The 19718-nt window shown below is 34.8% G+C and carries 20 protein-coding genes; 15 read left to right on the forward strand and 5 right to left on the reverse strand.

From position 1 onward, the window contains the following. The first annotated feature begins 35 nt into the window (after positions 1-35). The 4 genes from TL18_RS04425 (at position 36) to TL18_RS04440 (ending at position 9485) form a co-directional block, all read left to right on the forward strand. Entirely contained in the window at positions 36-548 is a 513-nt protein-coding gene (locus TL18_RS04425; protein WP_067041925.1) for a Cna B-type domain-containing protein, read from the forward strand. Between the two features lie 51 nt (positions 549-599). After that, positions 600-923 (forward strand): Cna B-type domain-containing protein, encoded by a 324-nt coding sequence (locus TL18_RS04430; RefSeq protein ID WP_067041929.1) that lies wholly within the window; start codon positions 600-602, stop codon positions 921-923. Further along, positions 913-8262, forward strand: coding sequence for a Cna B-type domain-containing protein (locus tag TL18_RS10970; protein WP_067041931.1), 7350 nt, complete (start codon positions 913-915; stop codon positions 8260-8262). Before TL18_RS04430 ends, TL18_RS10970 begins: the two co-directional genes overlap by 11 nt. Before the next feature lie 272 nt (positions 8263-8534). Further along, positions 8535-9485 carry a lipopolysaccharide assembly protein LapB gene (locus tag TL18_RS04440; protein WP_067041933.1) on the forward strand — a complete coding sequence of 317 codons (951 nt, stop codon included), beginning with the start codon at positions 8535-8537 and terminating at the stop codon, positions 9483-9485. On the opposite strand, the gene TL18_RS04445 is transcribed toward TL18_RS04440, so the two are convergent. Beyond that, positions 9486-9710 carry a hypothetical protein gene (locus TL18_RS04445; protein ID WP_156064580.1) on the reverse strand — a complete coding sequence of 75 codons (225 nt, stop codon included), beginning with the start codon at positions 9708-9710 and terminating at the stop codon, positions 9486-9488. Between the two features lie 393 nt (positions 9711-10103). On the opposite strand from TL18_RS04445, the gene TL18_RS04450 reads away from it, so the two are divergent. The 4 genes from TL18_RS04450 (at position 10104) to TL18_RS04465 (ending at position 11812) form a co-directional block, all read left to right on the forward strand. Beyond that, positions 10104-10478, forward strand: a complete 375-nt coding sequence (locus tag TL18_RS04450) for a hypothetical protein (protein ID WP_067041938.1) — start codon at positions 10104-10106, stop codon at positions 10476-10478. 178 nt (positions 10479-10656) lie between these two features. Continuing rightward, entirely contained in the window at positions 10657-10824 is a 168-nt protein-coding gene (locus tag TL18_RS11300) for a hypothetical protein (RefSeq protein ID WP_369814541.1), read from the forward strand. A 492-nt stretch (positions 10825-11316) separates the two neighbouring features. Then, positions 11317-11490 carry a hypothetical protein gene (locus TL18_RS10975; protein ID WP_156064583.1) on the forward strand — a complete coding sequence of 58 codons (174 nt, stop codon included), beginning with the start codon at positions 11317-11319 and terminating at the stop codon, positions 11488-11490. Beyond that, positions 11477-11812 (forward strand): hypothetical protein, encoded by a 336-nt coding sequence (locus TL18_RS04465; protein WP_067041945.1) that lies wholly within the window; start codon positions 11477-11479, stop codon positions 11810-11812. Before TL18_RS10975 ends, TL18_RS04465 begins: the two co-directional genes overlap by 14 nt. A 202-nt stretch (positions 11813-12014) precedes the next feature. Here TL18_RS04465 and TL18_RS11260 read toward each other — a convergent pair whose 3' ends face one another. Next, positions 12015-12146, reverse strand: a complete 132-nt coding sequence (locus tag TL18_RS11260) for a hypothetical protein (RefSeq protein ID WP_255354686.1) — start codon at positions 12144-12146, stop codon at positions 12015-12017. On the opposite strand from TL18_RS11260, the gene TL18_RS04470 reads away from it, so the two are divergent. Beyond that, positions 12082-12744: an ion transporter gene (locus tag TL18_RS04470; RefSeq protein ID WP_369814543.1), complete on the forward strand. Its 663-nt coding sequence runs from the start codon at positions 12082-12084 to the stop codon at positions 12742-12744. The genes TL18_RS11260 and TL18_RS04470 overlap by 65 nt on opposite strands. A 67-nt stretch (positions 12745-12811) precedes the next feature. Beyond that, entirely contained in the window at positions 12812-13504 is a 693-nt protein-coding gene (locus TL18_RS04475; RefSeq protein ID WP_067041948.1) for an endonuclease/exonuclease/phosphatase family protein, read from the forward strand. 100 nt (positions 13505-13604) lie between these two features. Here the strand turns inward: TL18_RS04475 and TL18_RS04480 are convergent, their stop codons facing one another. Next, complete coding sequence (locus tag TL18_RS04480; protein ID WP_067041949.1) at positions 13605-14249, reverse strand: Ada metal-binding domain-containing protein; 645 nt, start codon at positions 14247-14249, stop codon at positions 13605-13607. A 130-nt stretch (positions 14250-14379) separates the two neighbouring features. Here TL18_RS04480 and TL18_RS04485 point away from each other — a divergent pair, with 130 nt between their 5' ends. Then, positions 14380-14790, forward strand: a complete 411-nt coding sequence (locus TL18_RS04485) for a hypothetical protein (protein WP_067041952.1) — start codon at positions 14380-14382, stop codon at positions 14788-14790. Between the two features lie 260 nt (positions 14791-15050). On the opposite strand, the gene TL18_RS10710 is transcribed toward TL18_RS04485, so the two are convergent. Beyond that, complete coding sequence (locus TL18_RS10710) at positions 15051-15635, reverse strand: zinc-ribbon domain-containing protein (RefSeq protein ID WP_156064586.1); 585 nt, start codon at positions 15633-15635, stop codon at positions 15051-15053. An 84-nt stretch (positions 15636-15719) separates the two neighbouring features. Further along, positions 15720-16382: a zinc ribbon domain-containing protein gene (locus TL18_RS10715; RefSeq protein WP_082706376.1), complete on the reverse strand. Its 663-nt coding sequence runs from the start codon at positions 16380-16382 to the stop codon at positions 15720-15722. Between the two features lie 342 nt (positions 16383-16724). Between TL18_RS10715 and TL18_RS04500 the strand changes: the two genes are divergently transcribed. From TL18_RS04500 to TL18_RS04515, 4 genes are read left to right on the forward strand one after another with little or no spacing between them, the layout of a single operon-like run. Further along, on the forward strand, positions 16725-18332 hold the full coding sequence (locus tag TL18_RS04500) for an AAA family ATPase (protein ID WP_067041955.1): 1608 nt from the start codon (positions 16725-16727) through the stop codon (positions 18330-18332). Positions 18333-18372: 40 nt separating this feature from the next. Further along, entirely contained in the window at positions 18373-18837 is a 465-nt protein-coding gene (locus tag TL18_RS04505; protein WP_156064589.1) for a hypothetical protein, read from the forward strand. Between the two features lie 8 nt (positions 18838-18845). After that, positions 18846-19076: a DUF2997 domain-containing protein gene (locus TL18_RS04510; RefSeq protein ID WP_067041960.1), complete on the forward strand. Its 231-nt coding sequence runs from the start codon at positions 18846-18848 to the stop codon at positions 19074-19076. Between the two features lie 26 nt (positions 19077-19102). Continuing rightward, positions 19103-19681, forward strand: coding sequence for a 4Fe-4S single cluster domain-containing protein (locus TL18_RS04515; RefSeq protein WP_067041963.1), 579 nt, complete (start codon positions 19103-19105; stop codon positions 19679-19681). The last annotated feature ends 37 nt before the right edge of the window (positions 19682-19718 follow it).

The raw sequence follows: 19718 nt of genomic DNA on the forward strand, positions 1-19718 counted from the left end.
ATTGTTGAGTTCACAAGTGTGAATGTTACTAAAGTTTGGACGATGATAGTGATGATCATGATGGTTTCAGACCTGATAATGTGACTTTCGTGTTACTTGCTAATGGTAATGAGACTGCTAATGTTACTTTAAGTGGTACTGGTAATGTTTGGACTGCTAGTTTCAATGATTTACCTGTTTATGCTAATGGTAGTGCAATTGTTTACACTATTAAAGAGTTAACAGTTGAGTACTATAATTCCACTGTAACCAATGCTAGTTTGTCTAATTACACTATTACCAACTCACGTATTGTTGAGTTCACAAGTGTGAATGTTACTAAAGTTTGGAATGATAGTGATGATCATGATGGTTTCAGACCTGATAATGTGACTTTCGTGTTACTTGCTAATGGTAATGAGACTGCTAATGTTACTTTGAGCGGAACTGGTAATGTTTGGACTGCTAGTTTCAATGATTTACCTGTTTATGCTAATGGTAGTGCAATTGTTTACACTATTAAAGAGTTAACAGTTGAGTACTATAATTCCACTGTAACCAACAGCTAGTTTGTCTAATTACACTATTACCAACACACGTATTGTTAATTTCACTAGAATGTGAACGTTACTAAAGTTTGGAATGATAGTGATGATCATGATGGTTTCAGACCTCAAAATGTGACTTTCGTGTTACTTGCTAATGGTAATGAGACTGCTAATGTTACTTTGAGCGGAACTGGTAATGTTTGGACTGCTAGTTTCAATGATTTACCTGTTTATGCTAATGGTAGTGCAATTGTTTACACTATTAAAGAGTTAACAGTTGAGTACTATAATTCCACTGTAACCAACAGCAGCTTGTCTAATTACACTATTACCAACACACGTATTGTTGAGTTCACAAGTGTGAATGTTACTAAAGTTTGGGACGATGACAGATGATCATGATGGTTTCAGACCTGATAATGTGACTTTCGTGTTACTTGCTAATGGTAATGAGACTGCTAATGTTACTTTAAGTGGAGCTGGTAATGTTTGGACTGCTAGTTTCAATGATTTACCTGTTTATGCTAATGGTAGTGCAATTGTTTACACTATTAAAGAGTTAACAGTTGAGTACTATAATTCCACTGTAACTAACAGCAGCTTGTCTAATTACACTATTACTAACTCACGTATTGTTGAGTTCACAAGTGTGAATGTTACTAAAGTTTGGAATGATAGTGATGATCATGATGGTTTCAGACCTCAAAATGTGACTTTCGTGTTACTTGCTAATGGTAATGAGACTGCTAATGTTACTTTAAGTGGTACTGGTAATGTTTGGACTGCTAGTTTCAATGATTTACCTGTTTATGCTAATGGTAGTGCAATTGTTTACACTATTAAAGAGTTAACAGTTGAGTACTATAATTCCACTGTAACCAATGCTAGTTTGTCTAATTACACTATTACTAACTCACGTATTGTTGAGTTCACAAGTGTGAATGTTACTAAAGTTTGGAATGATAGTGATGATCATGATGGTTTCAGACCTGATAATGTGACTTTCGTGTTACTTGCTAATGGTAATGAGACTGCTAATGTTACTTTGAGCGGAACTGGTAATGTTTGGACTGCTAGTTTCAATGATTTACCTGTTTATGCTAATGGTAGTGCAATTGTTTACACTATTAAAGAGTTAACAGTTGAGTACTATAATTCCACTGTAACCAATGCTAGTTTGTCTAATTACACTATTACTAACTCACGTATTGTTGAGTTCACAAGTGTGAATGTTACTAAAGTTTGGAATGATAGTGATGATCATGATGGTTTCAGACCTCAAAATGTTACCTTTGTGTTACTTGCTAATGGTAATGAGACTGCTAATGTTACTTTGAGCGGTACTGGTAATGTTTGGACTGCTAGTTTCAATGATTTACCTGTTTATGCTAATGGTAGTGCAATTGTTTACACTATTAAAGAGTTAACAGTTGAGTACTATAATTCCACTGTAACCAATGCTAGTTTGTCTAATTACACTATTACTAACTCACGTATTGTTGAGTTCACAAGTGTGAATGTTACTAAAGTTTGGAATGATAGTGATGATCATGATGGTTTCAGACCTCAAAATGTTACCTTTGTGTTACTTGCTAATGGTAATGAGACTGCTAATGTTACTTTAAGTGGAGCTGGTAATGTTTGGACTGCTAGTTTCAATGATTTACCTGTTTATGCTAATGGTAGTGCAATTGTTTACACTATTAAAGAGTTAACAGTTGAGTACTATAATTCCACTGTAACTAACAGCAGCTTGTCTAATTACACTATTACTAACTCACGTATTGTTGAGTTCACAAGTGTGAATGTTACTAAAGTTTGGAATGATAGTGATGATCATGATGGTTTCAGACCTCAAAATGTGACTTTCGTGTTACTTGCTAATGGTAATGAGACTGCTAATGTTACTTTAAGTGGTACTGGTAATGTTTGGACTGCTAGTTTCAATGATTTACCTGTTTATGCTAATGGTAGTGCAATTGTTTACACTATTAAAGAGTTAACAGTTGAGTACTATAATTCCACTGTAACCAATGCTAGTTTGTCTAATTACACTATTACTAACTCACGTATTGTTGAGTTCACAAGTGTGAATGTTACTAAAGTTTGGAATGATAGTGATGATCATGATGGTTTCAGACCTGATAATGTGACTTTCGTGTTACTTGCTAATGGTAATGAGACTGCTAATGTTACTTTGAGCGGAACTGGTAATGTTTGGACTGCTAGTTTCAATGATTTACCTGTTTATGCTAATGGTAGTGCAATTGTTTACACTATTAAAGAGTTAACAGTTGAGTACTATAATTCCACTGTAACCAATGCTAGTTTGTCTAATTACACTATTACTAACTCACGTATTGTTGAGTTCACAAGTGTGAATGTTACTAAAGTTTGGAATGATAGTGATGATCATGATGGTTTCAGACCTCAAAATGTTACCTTTGTGTTACTTGCTAATGGTAATGAGACTGCTAATGTTACTTTGAGCGGTACTGGTAATGTTTGGACTGCTAGTTTCAATGATTTACCTGTTTATGCTAATGGTAGTGCAATTGTTTACACTATTAAAGAGTTAACAGTTGAGTACTATAATTCCACTGTAACCAATGCTAGTTTGTCTAATTACACTATTACTAACTCACGTATTGTTGAGTTCACAAGTGTGAATGTTACTAAAGTTTGGAATGATAGTGATGATCATGATGGTTTCAGACCTCAAAATGTTACCTTTGTGTTACTTGCTAATGGTAATGAGACTGCTAATGTTACTTTGAGCGGTACTGGTAATGTTTGGACTGCTAGTTTCAATGATTTACCTGTTTATGCTAATGGTAGTGCAATTGTTTACACTATTAAAGAGTTAACAGTTGAGTACTATAATTCCACTGTAACCAATGCTAGTTTGTCTAATTACACTATTACTAACTCACGTATTGTTGAGTTCACAAGTGTGAATGTTACTAAAGTTTGGAATGATAGTGATGATCATGATGGTTTCAGACCTCAAAATGTTACCTTTGTGTTACTTGCTAATGGTAATGAGACTGCTAATGTTACTTTGAGCGGTACTGGTAATGTTTGGACTGCTAGTTTCAATGATTTACCTGTTTATGCTAATGGTAGTGCAATTGTTTACACTATTAAAGAGTTAACAGTTGAGTACTATAATTCCACTGTAACCAATGCTAGTTTGTCTAATTACACTATTACTAACTCACGTATTGTTGAGTTCACAAGTGTGAATGTTACTAAAGTTTGGAATGATAGTGATGATCATGATGGTTTCAGACCTCAAAATGTTACCTTTGTGTTACTTGCTAATGGTAATGAGACTGCTAATGTTACTTTAAGTGGTACTGGTAATGTTTGGACTGCTAGTTTCAATGATTTACCTGTTTATGCTAATGGTAGTGCAATTGTTTACACTATTAAAGAGTTAACAGTTGAGTACTATAATTCCACTGTAACCAATGCTAGTTTGTCTAATTACACTATTACTAACTCACGTATTGTTGAGTTCACAAGTGTGAATGTTACTAAAGTTTGGAATGATAGTGATGATCATGATGGTTTCAGACCTCAAAATGTGACTTTCGTGTTACTTGCTAATGGTAATGAGACTGCTAATGTTACTTTGAGCGGAACTGGTAATGTTTGGACTGCTAGTTTCAATGATTTACCTGTTTATGCTAATGGTAGTGCAATTGTTTACACTATTAAAGAGTTAACAGTTGAGTACTATAATTCCACTGTAACCAATGCTAGTTTGTCTAATTACACTATTACTAACTCACGTATTGTTGAGTTCACAAGTGTGAATGTTACTAAAGTTTGGAATGATAGTGATGATCATGATGGTTTCAGACCTCAAAATGTGACTTTCGTGTTACTTGCTAATGGTAATGAGACTGCTAATGTTACTTTGAGCGGAACTGGTAATGTTTGGACTGCTAGTTTCAATGATTTACCTGTTTATGCTAATGGTAGTGCAATTGTTTACACTATTAAAGAGTTAACAGTTGAGTACTATAATTCCACTGTAACTAACGCTAGTTTGTCTAATTACACTATTACCAACACACGTATTGTTGAGTACACAAGTGTTAACGTTACTAAAGTCTGGAATGACAGTGATGATAAGGATAAATTGAGACCTAATGAAATTACTGTCGAGTTATATAATGGTGTTGAACTTATCGATAGTGTTGTTTTAAATCAGGCCAACAACTGGAAAGGCAATTTCACAGACCTTCCTGTCTACAAAGACGGCAAAAAGATTGTCTACACTGTTGCTGAAATAGAAGTTGATAAATATAATTCAACTGTAACCAACAGCACTCTCGGAAATTATACCATTACAAACACTCACGTTCCTTACAAACCTAATATGACTGTTGAGAAAATCACTCTTGACAAAGTCGTATTCGTTAATGATACTGTCAAATTCTTAATTGTTGTTACTAATACTGGAGATTGTGATTTAACTGATGTCACTGTTTATGAAATATTTAAATCTGGCGAATTAGATTATAATGATTATATTGATCCTACTGGAAAATGGTCTATGACCGGTAATTATGTTTACGTTTACAACGGCACTTTAACAGCTGGTGAGAGCGCCAACTTCACTGTGGTATTCACCGCTTTGACCAACGGCACTTTCCTAAACGCTGTCAATGCCTCTTCAAACAAAACAGATAACAAGACAGGAAACAATACTACTACAGTCTACAGGCCTAATATGACTGTCCAAAAAATCACATTGGATAATGTCGTATTCGTCAATGATACTGTAAGGTTCCTTATTGTCGTAACCAATACCGGCGACTGTGATTTAACTGACGTTAAAGTCACAGAGATCTTCAAACCAAAAGAGTTAAAATATAATTCTTACATTGATTCTACAGGCAAATGGTCTAAAGAATCTGATTACGTTTTCGTTTACGATGGCAATATGACTGCCGGCGGTAGCGCCAACTTCACTGTGGTATTCACCGCTTTGACCAACGGCACTATCTTAAACACTGTCAATGCCTCATCAAACGAAACAGATAATAAGACAGGTAACAATACTACTGAAGTTAAACCTATTTGTGATTTGGAAATTACAAAATCAGTTAACCCTGCTAAAGTTTATGTAAACGATACTGTAGTTTGGACTATCGAGGTTGTAAACCACGGTCCAAGCAAAGCAGAAAACGTTGTTGTATATGATACCATTCCGGATGGCCTCGAATTCAGCGTCCCTCAAGGATGCACATTCGACGGCAAGTATCTTATCTGGAATGTAGGTGATTTGGATGTAAATAAAAGGGCTGCTTTAGAATTAATCACTAAAGTAACCCGTGAAGGAAACATAACTAACATTGTTGTAGTGAACAGCTCTACTCCTGATTCAAACGAATCCAACAATGAAGCAAACAATACTACAGTTGTTGAGCCTATTTGCGATTTGGTTATCACCAAATTGGTAAACGCTTCAAGTGTTAACGTCAATGAAACTGTTGAATGGAATGTAACTGTCGTTAACAAAGGCCCATCACTTGCTATGGATGTTGTTGTAAGAGAGATTTTACAGGATGGTTTAGCGATCATCAGTGCAGCGCCATCAGCGGGAAGTTTTGATGAAAAATCCAGGATCTGGGAGATAGGCGAATTAGATATCGATTCTCCAGTTTCTCTTATTTTGGTAACCAAAGTCTTGACTAATGGTACTTTGACTAACGTAGTTGTCGTAAATTCAACAACTCCGGATTCCAATGAATCCAACAATAAGGCAAATAACACTACCGTTGCAAATCCAATCTGTGATCTTGAAATCGTCAAATTAGTCAATGCATCTGAAGTAAATGTAAGCGACATTGTTGAATGGACTATTACTGTCAAAAACAACGGCCCAAGCGCCGCATGCGATGTAGTTGCAAAAGACACATTGCCTGACGGTGTTAAATTGGTTGAAGTTCCTGAAAATTGCAGGCTTGAAGGAAATACTGTAATTTGGACTATTGGAATTTTACCAGCATATGATAGAATTTCATTAACATTATTGACTCAAGTCCTAACCGAAGGAAACAAGACCAATATTGTTATTGTAAACAGTACTACTCCGGATTCAAACGAATCAAACAACAGGGCTAACAATACAACCGATGTTTATCCTGTATGTGACCTGGAAATCACCAAGCTCGTAAATGCAACCGAAGTTTATGTAAATGATGTTGTCGAGTGGACTGTTGTCGTTAAAAACAACGGCCCAAGTACTGCAAAAGATGTTGTTGTAAAAGAGCTCCTGCCGGAAGGCATTGAACTACTTGATGTCGTCCCATCAGTCGGAGACTATGAAAACGGCATCTGGACAGTCGGCGATATGGAAATGGATGCATCTGCAACTCTTAAATTAATTACAAAAGTTTTAACAGAAGGCATCAAAACCAACGTCGTTTCCGCAAACAGTACAACTCCGGATTCAAACAAATCCAACAACAAAGCAAACAATACAACTAATGTTAACCCGATTTGTGATTTAGAGATTACTAAAATGGTTAATGCAACAGAAGTCAATGTAACCGATTTTGTTGAATGGACCATAACCGTAGTGAACAATGGCCCAAGCATCGCACGCGATGTCGTTGCAGTCGACACATTGCCTGACGGTGTTAAACTGGTTGAAGTTCCTAAAAATTGCAGACTCGACGGAAATAACGTGATTTGGACAATTGGCGATTTGAACGCCGGCAATCCTGTTTCAATTACCTTATTGACCCAAGTCCTAAGCGAAGGAATCAAAACCAATATAGTCGTTGTCAACTCTACAACACCTGATTCAAATAAAACCAACAACAAGGCAAACAACACTACTGAAGTGAAACCTGTTTGTGATTTGGAAATCATCAAACTCGTAAGCTCCAAAAAGGCCTATGTTGGTGAAGAATTAACATGGACTATCATAGTAATTAATCACGGTCCTAGTGCAGCATTGGACGTTGAAGTATTAGAGGACATTCCAAGCTCCCTGAAACTCACCGGATACACTGCAACTGAAGGCACATACGATAAGACTACTAACATATGGACAATCGGCAAACTTGATGGTGATGCAAGTGCAACCCTCACAATAGTAACCGAGGTATTGAGCGTTGGAAACATTACAAACCCTGTTGAAGCTAAAACTTCAACTCCTGATTCAAATAAAACCAACAACAAAGCTAACAATACCACTGAAGCTTCCGAAATCTGTGATTTAGAACTCAAAAAATCATCAGACAAAAAAGCCTACTACGTGGGAGATCAAATGCACTGGATTATTGAGGTTGTTAACCATGGACCAAGCCCAGCAAGAGATGTTGTGGCTTATGACGTACTGTCATCTTCCGTAAGGTTCATAAGTTACTCAGCTTCCAAAGGTTCCTACGATGCATCAACTGGCAGATGGGACATCGGCGAATTGGCAAAAGGCGAATCAGTCACTTTGGATATACTCTGTGAAGTATTGACCGAAGGAATGATTACCAACTATGCTAATGTAACCACAAGCGTTAATGAAACCAATTTGGATAACAATTACGATAACGCTACCGTAGAGGTTACCAACAAAACCGAACCTGTACCAGAACCAGAACCTACTCCTGAACCTCCAGTGACCCTCAAGGAAACTGGTAATCCGATAGCATATCTTTTAGCTGCCGTTTTAACTATATTTGGTAGTTGCTGGTTAAGGAAAAAACAAGAATAATGATGAAAATTAAAACACGTAACTAGATTTCAAAATCTAGTTATCTTTTTTATTTTTTTTAAAAGTCAAGCAATTTTTTACGCATATATAATCAAATGTATTTTCTTATTTTAAAATAATTTTTTTTAGATGGAGATACTTTTCCCGTTTAAAAGTACTGTTTTTATTATAGGATATTTTTTTTTAGTAAGCTTTAGAACCGATTTCACAATGTGAAAGCGTTCCCATAGCATCAAAACCTATTTATCTTATCACATTTTAATATATTAACAATGATTCCGCAAGAAGTAAATGTAGAAAGAAATGGAAGTAGAGTAAGATTTGAAATCGAGGGAGTCTCTACGGATTGGATGGATGAAAGCGACAGGTTCAAAGAAAGAATAGATGAATCCAATCTCAACAAGGCATTTTTAAGCAGGCATATCCTAAAGGAAATCGAAATCAGAAACATTCTCGATGAGGGCACAGGATTTCTTGAAGGTGAAGAATACAAAAAGGCGATAGAATGTTTTGATGAGGTTCTCTTTTATGATGATGAATACGGCGAGGCACTGATTGGCAAGTCCCGTGCGCTTTTCTGCCAGAAGCATTTTGTCAAATCATTGAGGTATTACCTGCGTGCAGTTGTTGTGTCTTCGGATTTCGAGGATGAAAAATACAATAAAACCCTTTTGGAGAAGTCCAAAGAGGAAATTGATGCATTTCCGAAATTGAAGAAGAACATTTATGCTGCCGATGAGTATTTTTCCGAGGGCGAATACCAAAAGGCATTAAAGAATTACAAAAAAGCACTGCTTATCCCATCTATAGGTAAGGAAAAAATTCTTTTTAAACTGTACAATAAAATTGCTACAACACACCTTAAATTAAATGAGTTTGAAGATGCACTCATGTATTTTAATGCATCGGCAAAAGCATTAAACAATGACTATGCATACTACGGCAAGGGCCTGTGTGAATATGAGTTCCAACTTGACGTTGCAGCCGAAAGCCTGAAGCGTGCGGTGAAACTTGAAAAGGGTCAGCTTCTTGAAAAGGGACTGATATTGAATGAGCTTGAATGCTACCATGATGCCCTTGAAACATTCGACTTTCTGCTTGAAAACCATTTCACCGTCGACAAGATGTATATTACCGCCCTCAACGGCAAGATGTATGCAATGAGAAAACTGGAAATGGATCTGAGTGAAATGGAAAAGGTAATGGATGAGCTGGCAGAGTAGTTACTTTGCATTTTGTATTTGTGTTTCGTTTAGTCCTGTCAGTTTTGTTATTTCTTTCATTGGCATTCCTCTGTTTAATAGTTTTATTGCAATTTCCAGTTTTCCTTCTTTTATTCCTTCCAGTTTTCCTTCTTTTATTCCTTGGTTTTTGTAGTATTCGTCTCTTGGATTTATTAACATCTTGGTTTTCTCCATCAGTCTGTTTTTTTCATTATTATCAAGCATGTTTGCGCTTAATATGTCTAAAACGTATGTTATTGCAATTTTTTCATTAGAATCGGCTTATGTCATCGTCTGTTGGGAGTTTTTTTGACATTCCATTATCAGTCATGGTATGATGTTTTGGATTTTATAGGGTATATTCAAAAATTTCAAAACGCCATTGGCATACTTCTGAACCGTCTTTTTAAAAACGTAATCTGTATATTGGGGATATTCATAGTCATCCTGACTATTTTTTAGATTACTCATAATACCTAATCTGTCCATTGAAGTATTTAAATTTATTCAATCAGTGAATTGGGATTAATGATATCTTTTGAAGTAATTTAATAAGTTTTAATCAATTATTGCTTTCAGATTGAAAAATTTATATTGAATGAAAATATAGTTATAACCATGAAATTTTCAGGATTCATGAACGTCTACCAGCTGGATGACATGAGCTGGGAATACCAGTTCGGGGAAAAGTCCCTGAAGGCGAATACCTTAAGGGAGCTTGAGGTATTGGTAAGCCTTTACGGATTGAAATGGAGGGTTCTGGATAAGGACCTCGCCGAAAAGTCACTTGATGCGGACAGGAACAATCAGACAGGCTTTCTCAACGTATATAAAAGCGGCGATTACTGGCATTATCGCGGGTCCGGCTTGAAATCCCACAGCCTTGAGGTCCTAAAAAAGAAGGCCTTAAACGAGAATCTTGAATGGCGCGAAACCGATAAGGATCTTGCATATAAGAACCTGAAGCTTGATTCAAGGAAATTCAGACAGTAGCCTGCGCTTTTTTTACAACTCTTTTTTTTGGATCGATATTAAAATTTATATAATACTTGTGCATATAGTAGTATTAGGATGTGTTATTATTAATGATGAAACATTAAAAAAATATGCTTATATAAATATATCCTCCTATAGGGCAAAGGCGGTCAAGTCACTTCAAAACGATGTGAAGATGCCGACACAGATTGCATCAGAAACCGGAATCAGGAGAAACCACATCTCCAAGGTTTTGCGCGAGCTTAAGGAATCAGGCGTTGCGGAATGCATAAATGAAGAGGCAAAACGCGGAAGGCTTTACCGCTTGACAGACCTTGGGGAAGATATTGCGGAAAATTTATGAGACTGTTTAGTTCAGATGGGATTTCAAGGCAGTTTTAATAATTCAAATTATTTTAACTAACCAGTCAAAAGATAATATGGCAGGTAGACATGCCAGTAATCCTTAAAATGATTAATTTATTTTTAAATCATATAATTTTAGAAAATAACTATTTAATGAAGCAAATTCTTATTTAAATTCATATTTATATTATTTAAAGAAAAAATTGTCTCGATTTACAAAATTGAAGTCAAAAATAACTGCCTACTTTATAAATATCAAAGTCTAATCTAGGATCATGATTTCAAATTCAACATTTAAAAAACTTATTAATCTTGGGAATCATTTCCCAAAACTCGGTGATAAAGGAGCATTATTGATTCCGACAAGTTTAAAACTGAATGATTTGGAATTTACGAAATATCGTCATCTATCAGTTAATTGGGAAATTTTGCTGATGAAATATATAAATAATACAAGATTCAATATTAAATTGACAAAGAGGCCATTAAAATGAATGAAATACCAATAATCAGAACAACATTCCCGTATTTAACTGTTAATGAAATGGAATTCATGCAAAATCTTGAAAAGGAATTGAAAGAAAAAAATATGACTCATGAAGATATGGTTAAAGAAATCTTTTCTGAAATTGGAGTTAAAATTGATTTAAATGATATGTCATAAAATCGAATTAAGAAGGAAGTACGTATTCCACCTGCCATTGTACAGATATGAAAACGACAATCTGATTGCCCTAAAAATAGATGATTTACTCGATGATTTGACAGATGAATTCATCAAAAGCGGCTTTGAAAACTTCTATATCACAGAGGCAAAGGCCCATTATAGGAAAAGGTCCTTTGATGAGCTGCTGATAACCTTGTTTGCAGATTCCGCATCACCCGAAATGATATTTAAGGAATGGTTCCGGGAAAACAATGATATTCTGGGCCAGGAGGCATTTGCCTGGCAATGCGGCAACAGCCTTTTTATTGAAGAGCTTTAATTTTAACTGTTTTTAAAAAAAGAGATTTTCATCTTATAAAGCTAATAACCACTGATATTGTAAAAGCTGAAATTTGCAGATGATGATGCTTTCCAATCATATATGAAGGAGGGCAGTGATTAGTTACTTTTATTAAAATCAACATCCAAAGTAACTGTATAGGTGAAATCTTGAAGCTTTTTGGAAACGAAGTAAACAAGCGCTATGCAATATGGATTGCCATACAGGCCATTACAATACTGGACATTGTACTGATTTCAATAGAAATGATATTTTCCCTTCCATCAGAAATCGCAGTGTTCATCACAAGATTCGATTTTATCGTCTGTATCATTCTTCTCGCCCAATGGTTCTATATACTCTACCTTTCAAGGCCGAAATCTATTTTTCTAAAAAGTGCAAGCAACTGGATAGACCTGATTGCATCAATACCGTTCGACACCCTTCTTCCGATCATAATACCGCAGGCAGGGATTTTGAGATACCTGAGAGTCCTTAGATTCCTCAGGATATTCGCGCTCTTCAAGAGATTTTCAAATTCACTTCAAAGATTCTTTGAAAAAACATACCTCGACAAGATTATTGCAACAATCGTCCTGATAATTGCAGTTTTCACAATACTCCTTTATCTCTACGGGCCAAGTTATGGTGCTTTTGACGACTTCTACTTTGTAATCGTAACACTTACGACAGTCGGATACGGTGACGTGACACCGCAGACATTCTCCGAAAAGATAATCGCAATAGTCCTGCTTTTCGTTGGAGTGTTCGTATTTTCAACTATTACTGCAGCCATCTCATCATTTTTGACTGACCGCCTTTTGAACAAGGACGAGTACATTAAAGGCGAGATTGAAAACTTACACAAGGAAAATGAGGAGCTCAAAGAAGAGATTCATGAATTGAAGGAACTGATAAAAGAGATTAAATGAAATCTCCTTTTAGGTCATTTTCACCTTTCAATTAAAATATATTAGTAACATTATTTATAGTATTTATATGAAAATCGTAACCTGGAACTGCAATGGTAAATTTCATAAATTGTTTAATGAAATTATGAAAGAAAAAGCAGATATCTACGTTATACAAGAGTGTGGAAATCCATTAGAATCAAAAAATGAAGAATATAAGGAATTCGCTTCCAATCATTTTTGGGTTGGAGTAGATAAAAGCAAAGGTTTGGGGATTTTTGCTCGTGATAATGTAGATATGGAGTTAGTTGACTTGGAGGATAATGGACTTAGATACTTCATCCCAGTTAGGGTTAACAATTCCTTTAATCTTTTGGGAATCTGGACAAATCCAAATAAAAAGAACAAAACTCCTGAATATCCCAAAGAAATTACCAGATATTATGAGCTTCATAAAGATTCCGGATTTTTTAATGAAGACATGATTATCTGCGGGGACTTTAATTGTGATGCAAGGTTAAAGCATGTTCATGCTCGCAACGTTTTTGAAATGAAAGAAAAATTAGGGGAAATGGGGCTTGTGGATACATATCATTATTTAAGTAATGAAGAACAAGGTGAAGAATCCCAAGCAACATTCTACATGTATAGGCATTTAGATAAACCATTCCACTTGGACCATGTATACGCAGCACCAGATAGAATCAAAGAATTGGAAATCGGTGAGGAAGAGAAATGGCTCCAATTTAGTGACCATTTACCAATGATTTTTGAAATTTAATCTCTAAATTGATAAAGTTTAATTAAAAAATTTATAAAGAAGATAAGTCAAATTATTTTATTTTTAAAAATAAAAAAATAGTGTCGCAATGACACAAAAATTAAGGATTGCAACGTTTACAAGGAGTATATCCGCTGCTTATTGCCTCATCACGACTTGAGAAATAAACCTTGTTTGACGGTTTCATTTTATCAACGCTGCCGCATCCGGGTGCGTGGAATTTTCCGGTATTGCTGTTTCCAACATAGGTGTCTGATGTTCCGCTGTGGTATGAGTTGGTGCTGCCGCCGCCTGAAGACCCACCAGTTCCGCTGGATGATGAGCTTGAATAGTCAGTATATGATCCGAATGTCTGCAGTCCGCTTGTAGGGGATAAATCCACATCCTGGCTGTCTAGCAGATGTTCATTCTTGTCATATAATTTGATTTTGGCATGGTCAGGGAAATATTTATATGCGTCTGCACTTGAAACTTCGACATAGCCGTTTGAATTGACGGTTACGGGAACCATGTTTCCGTTGTTAAGCGCTGAACCGTCACGGGAGTAGAAAATCTGTATAATAACATCCTTTCCTGCATTTTCTGCTCCGACATTGATGGATGCATATGTTTTGTCTTCAAGACCTCCGTCGGTTGAAAAGCTTCCTCCTTCAATTGACATGGATGCTGAAACTGCACTGATTGTTGTAAGCAGCAGAATCATCAAAAGAATTGTAACAGAAGCCTTTTTCATGCTGATTTTCATAATAATCTTTTCCTAGAATTCATTGTTAATATATTGGTTTTATAACTATTTAAGAATTATTTTAACTTTGGCAAAAATTAAATATCATGTGTAATAAATGTGTATATAATCAGAACTGGATGTGGTTTTAGTGGATTTTGTTAAAAAAGGAGTAGTGAGTGCAAAATATTTAGCTGATGGTTGTGAATTCAAAAAGCAAAATGAGGATTACAAGTTAGTTTCCACTCAAAACCCTAAATTTCAGCCGTTTGTAGGCAAGGTCTTTTCGCAATCAGTATGGGACTTAATATCACAGTCAGACATCACATCCGGGGAAAAATGGAATAAAATGTCCGTACTTCTGATTGACCATTTTAAGTCAGGTCAGACAATTTTCAGCGCAAGCACAAATCTCCTGCTTAAAAAGGACGAAAGGATAATATATCTCAGTCCAGGCAATATCATTTTAAAGGAGCCGAAAACAATCAGGGTTACAAATTCCTCTCATGCAGGCACTGCCGAGTACTTGGACTGTGATAATTCACTATTTAAACTGAAATAACATTAACACTCACCATCAGCTATTGAAAAACCACATCCAGAAACCATTGCAATACTCCACTTCAAAAACTAAAACCAAAAGCAAAACGCCAACCGTTAATGTCAAAACCATTCCATTAAATTAAAAGTAAAAAAATTAGGATTAAATATATTGGGTGTAATATTCATTATTCTATAGGCAACACAAGTAGGACTTTTCAAAGTTTGAGAATTTTGTAAACACAGTCTTTCTAATAAGGTTATATTAACAATAGGAGAAAATTAGAATAAATTATGTAAATCTATTGTATCTTCTACTTCAACATTATTATTCATTTTCTCAGCGGAATTATATCCGTCATACATTGCATAACCCCAAGCAATGAGATATATTAAATAACCAATAGCTATTGACATTAAAAAGCCACCAATTATTGCTAAAACGAATAATATTATTCCTTTTTTCATTAACCCCAAGTAAGCTTGTCCTAATCCTGGGAGTAAAAATGATAATATTGCTGCAAGTAGGGGATTTTTATTTGATTTAACAATACTTTGAGTTTGACCATAGTTTGGTTTTTCTGTTGGTGATATTCCGCAGTTTGGACAATATTTCGCATCACTGCTCAATTCGGTGCCACAATTAGAACAGAATGTAGTTTTGTTAATGTCATCCTGGTCTGGGATTATTTTAGTGCCGCAGTTTTCACAGAATTTCATTCCTGTGCCTACTTCATGACCACAATTAGGGCATGTGTTTTGAGAATTTTTATTGTTTGTTTCATCTGGATTGATTTCAGATCCGCAATTATTACAGAATTTAGCATTATCTATTACTTCACTGCCGCAGTTTGGACATGTTTTCATGATTCTTTCCTCCATTTAATAATAATGGGAAAATATAGTTATGCATATTTTAAATTATAATTGTAATTTTCAACCACGCATTGGTTAAAATCCTAAAAGTTTGTCTTCAGTAGGTTCTCCTCTATCAATGGCTTTGGCAGACATGAATGCATCATAAATTGCATATACCCATATTATAAGCATGAAAATAAATCCGATTCCTATAAAAATAAGTATTAGAGAAATTACATTAGCTATGATAAGAATTATCCCTTTATGATTTTGATTATTGTAAAGCTGACCTAATCCTGGAAAAATAAATGATAGCGCAGCTGCAAGGATAGGTACTTTTTGGATAATGTTATATCCGCAGTTTGGACAAATTTTAGCTGCTGAGTTGATTACAGTTCCACAGTTAACACATCTTTTGACTCTTACATTAATTTTGGTTCCACAGTGGCTGCAGAAATTTTCATTTTCAACTTTTTCCCCGCACATAGGACATATTTTTGCTTTATCCTTGTTATTAGCATTCCCGGTTGTTCTACTGCCAGTATTAATGTCTTCATTGATAAATGCTTCTGAATACTCCTTTTCTTCTTTAATGAAATCATCGAAAGGTGATTTTTCGTTTGCACTGTAATTATTTTCATCTGTAATGTTTATATTTTCGTTAGTTTCACTAGAAAGTAAAGCTCCACAGTTTTTACAGAACTTAAATTTTTCATCCTGTTCTGTTCCGCAACGTGGACATATTTTATTTGCCATTTAATCAATTCCTAATTTTAATAGAGAAAATTATAGGTTATAATTTAAAAATGATGTACATGTAAAGTATTCACAATACTGATATTTACCATTTTGTAAATAGTTCTAACAAGAATATATTAGTAGTTATTATTATGTTTCTATATCATATAAAAGTATCTAATATATGTTTATCATGGTATTAACCGAAACGATGATACATTTTTATTCATGCCAGAATTAACGCAAAAATATGCGTTTAATGGGTAAAATCTTTAGTAATATCCATTTATTGAGTTTAGAATAAATATATTAATTAATAATTATAAAAAGTAATAATAATAAAAATTAAAGGGCGATAACGTGGATTTTCAAATAGAATTATCTAATTTGTTAAGAGCAAGGTTTCCATACCTTTATATTTCAACTTATGAGGAAGATCGTGTTTTGGAAGATATAGAAAGCATAGTCAGTGATATTAATTTAATTAAAACTAGTCGTGAAGTTTTCACTTGGAAAATAACCGAAGGCATTTGCAATATTGAAAATAACAAAGTCATTGATAATACTTCCAATCCAATAAATGCATTAGATTTTATTAAGACATATTCTAACCCATCCGTTTTTATTTTTATGGATTTTCATATTTATTTTAAAGATTCTCATAATCAAAATAATGCTCCAATCATAAGAAAACTCAGAGATTTAGCTAATGACCTGGAAGAAGGCCAGATAGCTAAAAATATAATATTTCTATCTCCAACACTTGTCTTACCTACAGAACTGGAAAAATTAATCACAGTGGTTGATTATGATCTGCCGACATATGAAGAAATAGAAGAAGTTTTGGATAGTATGCTGGAACTTAATACAAGTTCAGGAATTTCCTTAGATTTGGTTGGCGATGATAAGGAGAAAATGGTTAAGGCAGCTATGGGGTTAACTTTACAGGAAGCTGAAAATGCATTTGCATTAGCTATTGTCAATAACAATTCTTTAACTGCAGATGATATTCCTATAGTGCTGTCTGAGAAAAAACAGCTAATCCAAAAAGGAGGATTGCTTGAATTTATTGATGATGTAGTGAGTATCGATAAAGTTGGAGGACTTGAAAACGTTAAAAATTGGCTTGCCAAGCGTGACGGCTCTTGGTTGGATTCAGCTAAAGAATATAATCTCCCTGCACCTAAAGGAGTTTTACTAACTGGTGTTCCCGGTTGTGGAAAAAGTTTAATAGCCAAATCAATCAGTTCAATGTGGGGTCTTCCGTTAATCAGAATGGATATTTCCCGAATGTTTAATGGAATTGTCGGAAGCAGTGAGCAGAATATGAGAATGGCAATTCAAACAGCAGAATCCGTTGCTCCTTCAATACTTTGGATTGATGAGATAGAAAAAGGATTCAGCGGAGTCAGTGCAGGCAATGACGGCGGAGTTTCAAGTCATATTTTCGGAATATTCTTATCTTGGATGCAGGAGAGGAAAAAACCTGTATTCATTGTAGCTACTGCAAACAATATAAATGTTTTGCCTCCTGAATTCTTAAGGAAAGGACGTTTCGATGAAATTTTCTTTGTTGATTTACCAACATTTAAAGAACGTAAAAAGATTTTTGAAGTTCACTTAAATAGCCGTTTAACTTCAGATAAGGTTAAAGGTGACTTAGTTATTGATGATAATTTATTATCCCATTTGGCAGAAATTAGTGATGGATTCAGCGGTTCTGAGATAGAACAAGCTGTAATTTCTGCTTTGTTTGAAAGTTTCTATGAAAATAGGGCGGTTACTGTAGCTGACTTTGACTATGCCATAAAAAATACTGTACCGCTGTCAGTTACTCAGGAAGAGCAAATACTTGCCTTAAGGGAATGGTCTAAGATGAGAGCGGTTACTGCCACTATACAGGAAGATAGGGATTCTCATTCTGCTGGTGATGAGACATCTTCCGGAGGAAGACTTTTAGATTTCTAATTTGAATGGAGGGGTTATTGTGAGTTTGATTATAACATTGGTGGCTCTACCATTAGTTCCAGTATACGTGGGTGCTGATTTATTTGCTAGGCATGTTCTGAATGATGATTCATTACATGTGTATGATGAATTAGTTATTCCAACAGGAATGAAAAATAAAGAATTATTGGATGAAGCAATTAAAAAATATGAAAAAACATTGCCTGATAATGAAAAAAACTTATTTAACAATGTAATGCTTCCGGGTAAAGGTCAAATGAATGAGAAAATAAAATTCCGTTTTAATAAGGAGGAAAATTGTTTTGAAGCCGTTGCATGTAGAGTTACTGGAAGTAAGAGATCTATAGAACATGTTGAAAATATATTTAATATATATACTGGTCTTGTTCAGCAAAAGGTATATGAAAGAGTAAAGACTAAATTGGAAGAAACAAACGAAATGACTTTGGATAATGAAGAAGTTCTGGAAGATGAATCCATTGTTTTGACCGTAGGCGTAAATTAGGTGGAAGTATGGCTAAACAATATAAAATAAAGATTTCTCCTGATGGAAAAATAACTGCTGAATCTATAGGATTTAAAGGAAAAGAATGTATGAAACATCTTGAGACCTTAGAAGATTTATTGGGCGCAACCATTATCGATTCAGAGTTTTTGGACGATTATTTTGTAACAGAAACTTTGGAAACTGAAGAAACTTCGAGTGAAGAAGAAACTGAAAACGTTTATTTGAATAATGGCTGAATCATTTCAAAATCAAGTGTTAAATTATGATTAATGTATATGAGTTCATTGAAAATACAAGAGTTGAAGGTCCTGGCTTAAGATATTGCATTTACCTTCAAGGATGTTCAATCAGATGCAGGGGGTGCAATGTTCCTGAAACCTGGAACTCAAATAATCAATTGTACACTGTTGAAGAGATATCATCTAAAGTTTTATCAAATCTAAAAATTGAAGGTGTGACATTTTCCGGTGGCGAACCATTTGATCAGGCAAAGGAACTAAGCGCCTTGGCGGCTATTCTTAAAGGCCATGGTTTGTCGATTACAGTATTTACTGGATACACTTTAGATTACTTAAAAAACTCAAATAATCAGGATTATCTTAATCTGTTAAATCATGTTGATTTGCTGATAGACGGTCCTTTTGATTTGTCTAAAAAAACTTTAAAAAAACCATTGGTTGGTTCTTCAAACCAAGATTATCATTTCTTAACGGACAGATATTCTATAGATGATATAAATAAAGAAAATAAATTGGAATTTCATCTAAAAAATGATGGGAAAGTAATGGTTTTGGGAATTTATGATAAGGAAAAACTGGATTTGTTACTTGATGACATATGATGATAATGTGAATTGTTAAAATTATTCGTGAGGATTA

Source organism: Methanobrevibacter sp. YE315 (assembly GCF_001548675.1).
Lineage (GTDB): Archaea > Methanobacteriota > Methanobacteria > Methanobacteriales > Methanobacteriaceae > Methanocatella.

Coding starts and splice junctions, on each gene's coding strand:
- TL18_RS11300 (WP_369814541.1), top strand. CDS start 10,657: ATGCCGACACAGATTGCATCAGAAACCGGAATCAGGAGAAACCACATC.
- TL18_RS04465 (WP_067041945.1), top strand. CDS start 11,477: ATGATATGTCATAAAATCGAATTAAGAAGGAAGTACGTATTCCACCTG.
- TL18_RS04515 (WP_067041963.1), top strand. CDS start 19,103: ATGATTAATGTATATGAGTTCATTGAAAATACAAGAGTTGAAGGTCCT.
- TL18_RS10975 (WP_156064583.1), top strand. CDS start 11,317: ATGAATGAAATACCAATAATCAGAACAACATTCCCGTATTTAACTGTT.
- TL18_RS10970 (WP_067041931.1), top strand. CDS start 913: ATGACAGATGATCATGATGGTTTCAGACCTGATAATGTGACTTTCGTG.
- TL18_RS10710 (WP_156064586.1), bottom strand. CDS start 15,635: ATGAAAACATGTCCAAACTGCGGCAGTGAAGTAATAGATAATGCTAAA.
- TL18_RS11260 (WP_255354686.1), bottom strand. CDS start 12,146: ATGATACAGACGATAAAATCGAATCTTGTGATGAACACTGCGATTTCT.
- TL18_RS04445 (WP_156064580.1), bottom strand. CDS start 9,710: ATGCTTGATAATAATGAAAAAAACAGACTGATGGAGAAAACCAAGATG.
- TL18_RS04450 (WP_067041938.1), top strand. CDS start 10,104: ATGAAATTTTCAGGATTCATGAACGTCTACCAGCTGGATGACATGAGC.
- TL18_RS04480 (WP_067041949.1), bottom strand. CDS start 14,249: ATGAAAATCAGCATGAAAAAGGCTTCTGTTACAATTCTTTTGATGATT.
- TL18_RS04475 (WP_067041948.1), top strand. CDS start 12,812: ATGAAAATCGTAACCTGGAACTGCAATGGTAAATTTCATAAATTGTTT.
- TL18_RS10715 (WP_082706376.1), bottom strand. CDS start 16,382: ATGGCAAATAAAATATGTCCACGTTGCGGAACAGAACAGGATGAAAAA.
- TL18_RS04440 (WP_067041933.1), top strand. CDS start 8,535: ATGATTCCGCAAGAAGTAAATGTAGAAAGAAATGGAAGTAGAGTAAGA.
- TL18_RS04510 (WP_067041960.1), top strand. CDS start 18,846: ATGGCTAAACAATATAAAATAAAGATTTCTCCTGATGGAAAAATAACT.